The 9,111-nt window shown below is 75.5% G+C and carries 5 protein-coding genes; all 5 read left to right on the top strand.

The genetic code is table 11. The features are described from left to right. A partial coding sequence (locus tag ACFWN1_RS29395) for a hypothetical protein (protein WP_384368495.1) occupies positions 1-164 on the top strand: 164 nt, incomplete at its 5' end. 105 nt (positions 165-269) lie between these two features. Next, positions 270-494, top strand: coding sequence for an MbtH family protein (locus ACFWN1_RS29400; protein ID WP_384368484.1), 225 nt, complete (start codon positions 270-272; stop codon positions 492-494). Then, a complete protein-coding gene (locus ACFWN1_RS29405) occupies positions 487-2,325 on the top strand; it encodes a condensation domain-containing protein (RefSeq protein WP_384368486.1) in 1,839 nt (612 codons plus the stop codon). Before ACFWN1_RS29400 ends, ACFWN1_RS29405 begins: the two co-directional genes overlap by 8 nt. Continuing rightward, positions 2,322-5,597: an amino acid adenylation domain-containing protein gene (locus ACFWN1_RS29410; RefSeq protein ID WP_384368489.1), complete on the top strand. Its 3,276-nt coding sequence runs from the start codon at positions 2,322-2,324 to the stop codon at positions 5,595-5,597. Before ACFWN1_RS29405 ends, ACFWN1_RS29410 begins: the two co-directional genes overlap by 4 nt. Positions 5,598-5,635: 38 nt before the next feature. Then, positions 5,636-8,971: an amino acid adenylation domain-containing protein gene (locus ACFWN1_RS29415; RefSeq protein ID WP_384368492.1), complete on the top strand. Its 3,336-nt coding sequence runs from the start codon at positions 5,636-5,638 to the stop codon at positions 8,969-8,971. Positions 8,972-9,111 lie beyond the last annotated feature (140 nt).

Below are 9,111 nucleotides of genomic sequence, written 5' to 3' on the forward strand. Positions count from 1 at the left end.
CCGTCACCGTCGCGCCCGGCGCCGCGATCCGGCGCGCGCGCAGCGCGGCCGACCGGATCGGGCACGTCATCGCGTGCCACCCGGCCCCGGAGGAGGTGACGGCCGCGCTGGACGAGGCACAGGCGCTCATCCGGCTCACGATCACCGGCCACCGCACCCGCTGAACGGGTCCTCTCCGGACGGCCCCGGCCGGCGAGCGGCCCCGGACCCTCCACCCGGCGCCGTACGGACCCGTACGGCGTCCCCACCACCACCTCCAGGAGTACGTCATGAGCAACCCCTTCGAGAACGACGATGCCGCCTATCTCGTCGTCCGCAACGACGAGCTCCAGCACTCGCTGTGGCCCGCGGACCTCCCCGTCCCGGCCGGCTGGACCACGGTCCACGGTCCGGACACCCGCCAGGCCTGCCTCGACCACGTCGAGCGCGTCTGGACGGACATGCGTCCCGCGTCCCTGGTCGCGGCCCTCGCCGAGGACACGGCCCGTGCCTGACCCCGCACGCCTCCTGCCCGTCCCCGGCCGGCCCGTCCCGCCGCCGGCCGGGGCGGCCCGGGAGGGCGCGGCCCCGGTCAACGCCCTGGACGCCCTGCGGCACCTCGTCGCCGGAGTGCTCGGCCGACCCTTCGCATCCGTCCGCCCCGAACGCGGCTTCACGGAGCTCGGCGGTGACAGCATCCAGGCCATCCAGGTCGTCAGCCGTGCCCGCGCGGACGGGTTGCTGCTCACCACCCGCGACGTCCTGCGCAGCGAGAGCATGTCCGCGCTGGCCGTGGCCGCCCGGACGGCGGACGGCCCCGCGGCCGACGGCGGACCCGCCAAGCCCCCGCGCCGCACCGGCCGGCTGGCCGTCACCCCGATCATGGCATGGCTCGGCGGACTCGCCGGTCCCGTCGACACCTACCACCAGTCGCTGGTCGTCCGTACCCCCGCCGAATTCCGCGTCGAGCACGCAGTGCGGATCGTGCGAGCCCTGCTCGACACGCACGACGTACTGCGGCTCACGGTGCCCGGGGGAGCGGGCTCCGCCGCCGCGGGATGCTCCATCGCGGCGCCGGGCACCGTCGACGCGCACGCCCTGGTCGAGCACGTCAGCGCGCCGAACACCGCCGACACCGGGCTGCCGGCCCTCACCACCGACCGCATCCGCGCCGCCCGGCGGCTCCTCTCCCCGGCGGACGGCGTCATGCTCCGCGCCGTGCTCGTCGACCGAGGCCCCGGCCTGCAGGGCCGGCTCGCCCTGATCGTGCACCACCTGGTCGTCGACGGCGTGTCCTGGCGCATCATCCAGGACGACCTGCGCACCTGCTGGGCCCGGCTGGCCAAGGGCGAGGACCCCGTCCTCGAACCCGCGCCCACACCGTTCGCGCACTGGGCGGACCTGCTGCGCGCCGACGCCACATCCGGCCGTCGCATGCGCGAGGCGGGTCGCTGGGCCGAGACCCTGCGCCCGGCCCCCGAACCGCTCGGCGGCGTCGCCCCGCCGACCCGGCTCGACGCCGAGACCGCGGACCACCGCCTCACCCTCACCCTGCCCCCGGACGTGGCCGGGCCGCTGCTCACCGTCGTGCCTGGCGTCGTCAACGGCACCGTCAACGACGTCCTGCTCACCGGGCTCGCTCTCGCGGTGCTCGCCTGGCGGCGTCCGCTGACGGGCCCGGCGGACGGCGGCACCGTCCTCGTCGACGTCGAGGGCCACGGCCGCGAGGACATCGCCGGCGCCCCCGATCTGTCCCGCACCGTCGGCTGGTTCACCAGCGTGTACCCGGTCCGCTTCGACATCGGCCGGCCCGACCTCGACGACGCGCGCGCGGGCGGCCCCGCCGCCGGCGCGGTCCTGCGCGCCGTCAAGGAGACCCTGCGGGCCGTCCCCGACCACGGCATCGGTCACGGCCTGCTGCGCCACGGCAACAGCCGCACCGCTCCCGCCCTCGCGGCCCGCGGCGTCCCGGGGATCGGCTTCAACTACCTGGGTCGCTTCCCGGTCGGCGACGCCGCCGACTGGTCAGCCGCGCCCGGACACGATATCGGCCTCGACGACGCCGACGCCGGCCTCGCCATGGCACACACCGTGGAGGTCAACGCCGCGGCCCACGAGGGCTCCGACGGCCCCACCCTCCACGCCACCTGGACCTGGGCGGGCAACGTCCTTCCGGCTGAGCGTGCGCACGCCCTGGCCCACGAGTGGTTCGCCATGCTGCGCGCCCTCGTCCGGCACGCGGCGCTGCCCGGTGCCGCCGGACTGACCCCGTCCGACGTGTCGCTGCCCGGCCTCGGCCAGGCGGAACTCGACACCTTCGAAGCCCAGTTCGGAGAACTGCTGTGATCCCCCTGTCCCACGCCCAGCACCGCCTGTGGTTCCTGTGCCGCGACGGTGACCCCGGCGGCCTGCACAACATCCCGGTGGGCCTGCGCCTGAGCGGCGACCTCGACCGCGCCGCCCTGACGGCCGCTCTCACGGACGTCAGCGACCGGCACGAAGCCCTGCGCACGGTCTTCCCCCACCAGGAGGGGATGCCCCACCAGCACGTCCTCGGCCCGGGTACCGCCCCGCCCTGCGCGGTCACCGTCTCTGCGGCAGCCGAGCACCCGCGGCGCGCGCGTGAGGCGGCGGCGTCGCCCATCGATCCGGTCACCGAACCGCCGTTGCGCGCACACCTGTTCACCGACGGAGCGCGGGAGCACTACCTGCTGCTCGTCCTGCACCACATCGCGGGCGACGGAGCCTCCCTCGACCCGCTCCTGCGCGACCTGGCCGCCGCCTACACCGCCCGGCTCAGCGGCACCGAGCCGGACTGGCCCGACCTGCCCGTCCAGTACCCGGACTACGCCCTGTGGCGGCACGACGTCCTCGGCGACCCCGACGATCCGGACTCCGAGCACTCCCGGCAGCTCGGCCACCGTACCGGCGCGCTCACCGGCCTGCCCGACGAGCACACCCTGCCCACCGACCGGCCCCGGCCCGCCGCCGCCTCGCACCGCGGGGCGGTCGTCACCGCCGAGGCCGGCGCCGACGCGCACAGCCGTCTCGCCGGCCTCGCCCGCGACCGGCGCGCCACCGTCTTCATGGCGGTCCAAGCGGCTTTCGCCACCCTGCTCACCCGGCTCGGTGCGGGCACCGACCTGGCCCTCGGCTGTCCCGTCGACGGCCGCGAAGACGAGGCACTGGAACATCTCGTGGGCCTCTTCGTCGACACCGTCGTGGTGCGGGTCGACACCTCGGGCGACCCCGCGTTCACCGACGTCCTCGACCGGGTCCGCGAGGCATCCCTGGACGCGCAGGCCCACCGGGACGTACCTTTCGACGCCCTGGTGGAACGGCTCAATCCGCCCCGCTCGCCCGGCCGGCACCCCCTGTTCCAGATCGCCGTCACCGGTCGCCGGGACACGGGCGTCGCCCCCGTCCTGCCGGGCCTGCGGGTCCATGTCGAAGCCGTGCGCACCGCCACGGCCAAGTTCGACCTGACCCTTGAGGTCGATGAGCGCCACGACCCCGACAGCGGACGCCCGGCCGGGATCGGCCTGACGCTCGAGTACGCCGCCGACCTGTTCGACGCCGCCACCGCCGGGCGGCTCATGGACCGGCTGACCCTCCTCCTCGACGCCGTGGCGATGACCCCCCAGGCTCCCGTGGCCGCCCATGACCTGCTGACCCCCGATGAGCGCGCCGCCGTCACGGAGGGATGGCAGGGCCGGCCGGCCGTGCCCCACGCCACCACCGTGCACGCCTGCTTCGCCGACGTGGCCGCCGAACGACCGGAGCGGACGGCCGCCGTCTGCGGCGACCGGGAGATCGGCTACGGCGCACTCGACGCCCTCTCCGACCGGGTCGCGTCCCGGCTGGCCGTCCTCGGGGTGCGCCCCGGCGCGACGGTGGCCGTCCTCATGGACCGGTCCGTGGAGCTGATCGCCGCCTGCCTCGGCGTGCTCAAGGCGGGGGCGGCCTACCTGCCGCTGGACGCCCGTGCGCCACGGGCCCGGTCGGCGTCCGTCCTCTCCGAGGCGGGTGCGACGGTCCTCGTCGCCGACCCGGGAGCGGACACCTCCGGTCTCGGTGTCCGCCACACTCTCAGCCTCGGCGACGGCCACATGACGGACGACGGGGACGACGGGGACGACGGGGACGACGGGGACGACGGGGACGGCGGGGCTGCCCGGAGCGGCCCCGACGCCGCCGCGCCGGCGGACGCCACCCCGCTCGTCCCCGGTCCCGGCCACCCGGACGACCTCGCCTACGTGATGTACACCTCCGGCTCGACCGGCACGCCCAAGGGTGTCGCCGTCCCCCACCGCGAGGTCGTCGCCCTCGCCCTGGACCGGCGCTGGCGCGGCGGCGCCCACGATCGCGTCCTGCTGCGCTCCCCGCACGCCTTCGACGCCTCCACCTACGAACTGTGGGTGCCGCTGCTGAACGGCGGACTCGTGGTCGTCGCCCCGCCCGGTGAGCTGGACGTGCCCGGCCTCGCCCGGCTCATCGGCGATCAGCGCGTCACCGGCACCTTCCTCACGGCCACGCTGTTCAACGAGCTCGCCGACCGCTGCCCGGACCGGCTGGGTACTCTGCGCGAGGTGATGACCGGCGGCGAGGCCGCCTCCCCGGCCGCCGTCCGCAGGGTCCGCGAGCACTGCCCGGACACCACCGTGACCAACGCGTACGGGCCGACGGAGACCACCACCTTCGCCGCCCTGCTTCCCCTCGCCCCTGGGCAGCGCATGCCGGCCGGGCAGATACCGATCGGACGGCCCCTGGACGGCACCCGCCTCCACGTCCTCGACGCCCGACTCGCTCCCGTGCCACCCGGAGTCACGGGCGAGCTGTACATCGCCGGGGCCGGACTCGCCCGGGGCTACCTGGGCCGCGCCGGGCTCACCGCCGAACGGTTCATCGCCTGCCCCGCCGGTCCGGCCGGCACCCGGATGTACCGCACCGGCGACCTCGCCCGCTGGACGGCGGACGGCCGGATCGAGTACCTCGGCCGCGCCGACCGGCAGGTCAAGATCCGGGGGCTGCGCATCGAACCGGGCGAGATCGAGAACGTCCTCACGGGCCACCCCGACGTGGGCCGGGCCGCGGTCACCGTGCTCCCCACCCCGGCCGGACCCGTCCTCGCCGGCTACGCGGTGCCCGCCGAGGGCAGACGTCCCGACCCGGCGGTGCTGCGCGAGCACCTGCGGGGTGAACTGCCGGCCTGGATGGTCCCGCTGACCGTCACGGTGCTGGACCACTTCCCGGTGACGCCCAACGGGAAGACCGACCTGGCCGCACTCCCGGCCCCCCGCCCCGCTGCCGGAGAACGGGCCCACCAGGCCCCGCGCAACGACACCGAGCGTGCCCTGGCCGCCCTGTGGGAGCGAATGCTCGGTGCGGAACGGGTCGGCGTCCACGACGACTTCTTCGCCCTGGGCGGCCACTCCCTCCTTGCCACCCGCCTGCTCGCGGAGATGCGCTCCCTGCTCGGCGTCACCGTCACCGTGCGCCGCTTCTTCGCCGGCCCGACGGTCGCCCAACTCGCCGCGGCGGCACGGTCCGACGCCGCGACCGCCCACACCGACGACCCCCCGGTCGTCCGCAGAGCACACCGCTCCGGCCCGGCCTGACCGATCTCACGCCCGCCCTCCGACCACAGGAATCCACCGTGAGCCACACTCCTGCCCCCGAACACTCCCCGGCCCCGTCCCCGCCGGCGGCACCCCCCGTCGCACCACCCGCATCCAAGGTGGAGAACGTCCTCCCGCTCTCCCCCCTCCAGGAGGGCATCCTCTTCCACGCCCTGTTCGACGAGCAGGAGCGTGACGTCTACGTCGCCCAGCTGCTGCTCGACCTCTCCGGGCCGCTGGACGCCGGACTCCTGCGCGCCGCCGCCGACGCCGTGCTCGCACGGCACGCCAACCTCCGGGCAGGCTTCCTGCGCCGTGCCTCCGGCGAACCCGCCCAGGTCGTCAGGCGCGACGCGCGGGTGCCGTGGGAGGAACTGGACCTCTCCGCCATGGGCCCGGACCGGCAGGCCGACGCCGTCAGGACGCTGCTGGCGCAGGATCGCGCCCGCCGCTTCGACCTGGCCCGCCCACCGCTGCTCCGCCTCACCCTCCTGCGCGTCGGGCCCCGTAGCCACCGGCTGCTGCTGACGTACCATCACATCCTGCTGGACGGCTGGTCCTGGCCCGTGCTGGTCCGCGAACTGCTGACGCTGCACGACGCGGGAGCGCGCGACGCGCGTCCGCGCGAAGCCGGACCGACCGAGGCCGCGCCGGACACCGCCGTCCTTGACCCGGTGACGCCGTACGCGTCCTTCCTGGACTGGCTCAGCACCCGCGACACCGGAGCGGCCCGCGACGCCTGGGCAGGAGCCCTGGCCGGGCTGGCAGGCGGCAGCCGCACCGCACCGGTCTCCGCCGGCCACTCCGCGCTGCTGCCGCAGCGGGTCGAGACCGTTCTGACGCCCGACCTCACCGAGCGGCTGACCACCCTCGCGCGCACCCACCGCGTCACCCCGAGCACCCTCCTCCAAGGCGCCTGGGCCCTGCTGCTCGCGGCGCGGCTCCGCTCCGACGACGTGGTCTTCGGCGCCGTCGTCAGCGGACGTCCCGCCGAACTGCCCGGCGTCGCCGACATCGTCGGCCTGTGCATCAACACCGTGCCGGTCCGCGTCCGCATCGACCGCACCGAGCCGCTCGTGGACCTGTTCACCCGGCTCCAGGACGAGCAGGCACGGCTGATCGACCACCACCACCTCGGTCTCACCGACATCCAGCGCACCGCCGGGGCCGGTGAGCTGTTCGACTCCTGCGTCGCCTACCAGAACTATCCCGTGGACGCCGCCGGCCTGGCCGCCCTCGCCACGGGCGAACTCCGTGTCACCGCCGTAGACCCGCACGACGCGGCGCACTACCCGCTCACCCTCACCGCGATTCCCGGTGAAGGACTGCGGCTCCAGATCGACCACCGGCCGGACGCCTTCGACACCGCCGACGCGCAGGCCCTGCTGGACCGCCTCGTCCGCCTCCTCCAGGCCGCCGCCGACGACCCGGCCCGCCCGGTCGGCGCGGTGAACCTGCTGTCCCCGGCCGAATGGCGGCGCGTGGTGCACGAGGTCAACGACACCGCTCGCGACGAGGAGTACGCGGAGGTCGCGGACCGGGTGCGGCACCAGGCCCGACTGCGGCCGCACGCCGTCGCGGTGACCGACGAGGCGGGCCGCGCACTCTCCTACGGCGAACTCGTCGCCCGGACCGACGCACTCGCTGAGCGACTGCGTGCGGAAGGCGTCGGCGCCGGCGCCCTCGTCGCGGTCCTCGGTGAGCCGACCGCCCGGACGCCCGCGGCGCTCCTCGGCATCCTGGGCGCCGGAGCCGCCTACGTGCCGCTCGACCCGGTGGGGCCGGTCGCCCGCACCGCCGGCCTGCTGACCGCCGGGGCAGTGCCGTGGCTGCTCACCTCGCCCGAACAGCGGGCACGTGCCGCGGAGATCGCGGCAGCCGCCGGCCACCCGGTCCGCGTACTGGTCCTCGACGGCGACGGCGACGGTGACGGCGGCGCCACCGCCGACGCCCGCCCGGCCGGGCTCCCGTCCTGCGACGGCGGTGGCCGCGAAGCCCTGGCCTACGTGTGCTTCACCTCAGGATCTACCGGCCGCCCCAAGGGCGCCATGGTCCACCGGCGGGGCATGAACAACCACCTGCTCGCCAAGCTCGACGACCTGGAGCTCACCCCGGACGACCGGGTGTTGATGAACGCGCCCCTCACATTCGACATCTCCGTGTGGCAGATGCTCGCCCCGCTGATCTCCGGTGGCCGGGTCCACCTCGTCTCCCGCGACACCGCCCGCGACCCGGACGCCCTGTTCGCCGCCGCCGCGCGGGACGGCGTGACCGTCATGGAGACCGTCCCCTCCTTCGTGCGCGCCGCCCTGGACCTGTGGGACTCCGGCGTCCCCCGGCCCGCGCTCCCGGCGCTGCGCCGCTTCGTCGTCAACGGCGAGGTCCTTCCGCCGGAGCTGTGCACCCGCTGGTACGAGCACCACCCCGAAGCGGCGATCGTCAACGCCTACGGGCTCACCGAGTGCTCGGACGACAACACGCACGCCTTCATCGGCCGCCAGGACGTGACCGGCCTCGTCGAACACGGCCGGCTGCCGGTCGGCAGGCCGCTGCGCAACAACCGCCTCTACATCCTCGACCCGTCGCTCGCGCCCGTGCCCCCCGGCGCGCCCGGCGAACTCTTCATCGCGGGCACCGGCGTGGGGCCCGGCTACCTGGGCGAGCCCCGCCGCAGCAGCGAGCGCTACGTCCCCGACCCGTTCGCCGCCGAGCCCGGCGCCCGGATGTACCGGACCGGTGACCTGGCCAGGCTGCGCGCCGACGGCCAGCTCGACTTCCTCGGACGCCAGGACCACCAGGTGAAGATCCGCGGCAACCGCATCGAACTGGGCGAGGTGGAGACCGCGCTGCGGGCCGCGCCGGGTGTGGGGGACGCGGTGGTGACCGTGGACCGCGACGGTGCCGGACAGCAGCGCCTCGTCGGCTGGTTCACCGGCGAGGCGGACGCCGGCGCCATCCGCGCCGCGCTCGCCCGCAGCCTGCCGAACTACATGGTGCCCTCGCTGCTGTTCCCGCTGCCCGCCCTGCCCCTGACCACCAACGGCAAGATCGACCGCAAGGCGCTGCCCGACCCGGCGGAACTGGCACGCCCCGCCGGTCGCGCTCCTGCCAACGCCACGGAGGAGGCCGTGTGCGCCCTCTTCGCCGCCGTCCTCGGCCTCGACGCCGCCGGACCCGACGACGACTTCTTCGCCCACGGCGGTCACTCCCTGCTCGCCACCCGGCTGACCGGACGGCTGCGCACCGAACTGGGCGCTCACCTCACCATCCGCGACGTCTTCGAGACCCCCACCCCGGCGGGCATCGCCGCCCTGGTGGCGGCTGCCGCCCCGGCCCGGCCGGCGCTGCGCCCACGCGCCCGAGACCGTGCCTGACGCCCGCCGGCCCGCACCGACCAGGAGGCAGACCCCATGAACCCCGAGGACATCCCGGTCCCGCTGCGCATCGCCCGGCAGGCGGCCCGGACCCCCGATGCCACAGCCGTGGTCGCCCGCGACGGCGAGCTGACCTACCG

Origin of the sequence: Streptomyces sp. NPDC058459, from assembly GCF_042721685.1 — a bacterium.
In the GTDB taxonomy this organism is placed as follows: Bacteria; Actinomycetota; Actinomycetes; order Streptomycetales; family Streptomycetaceae; genus Streptomyces.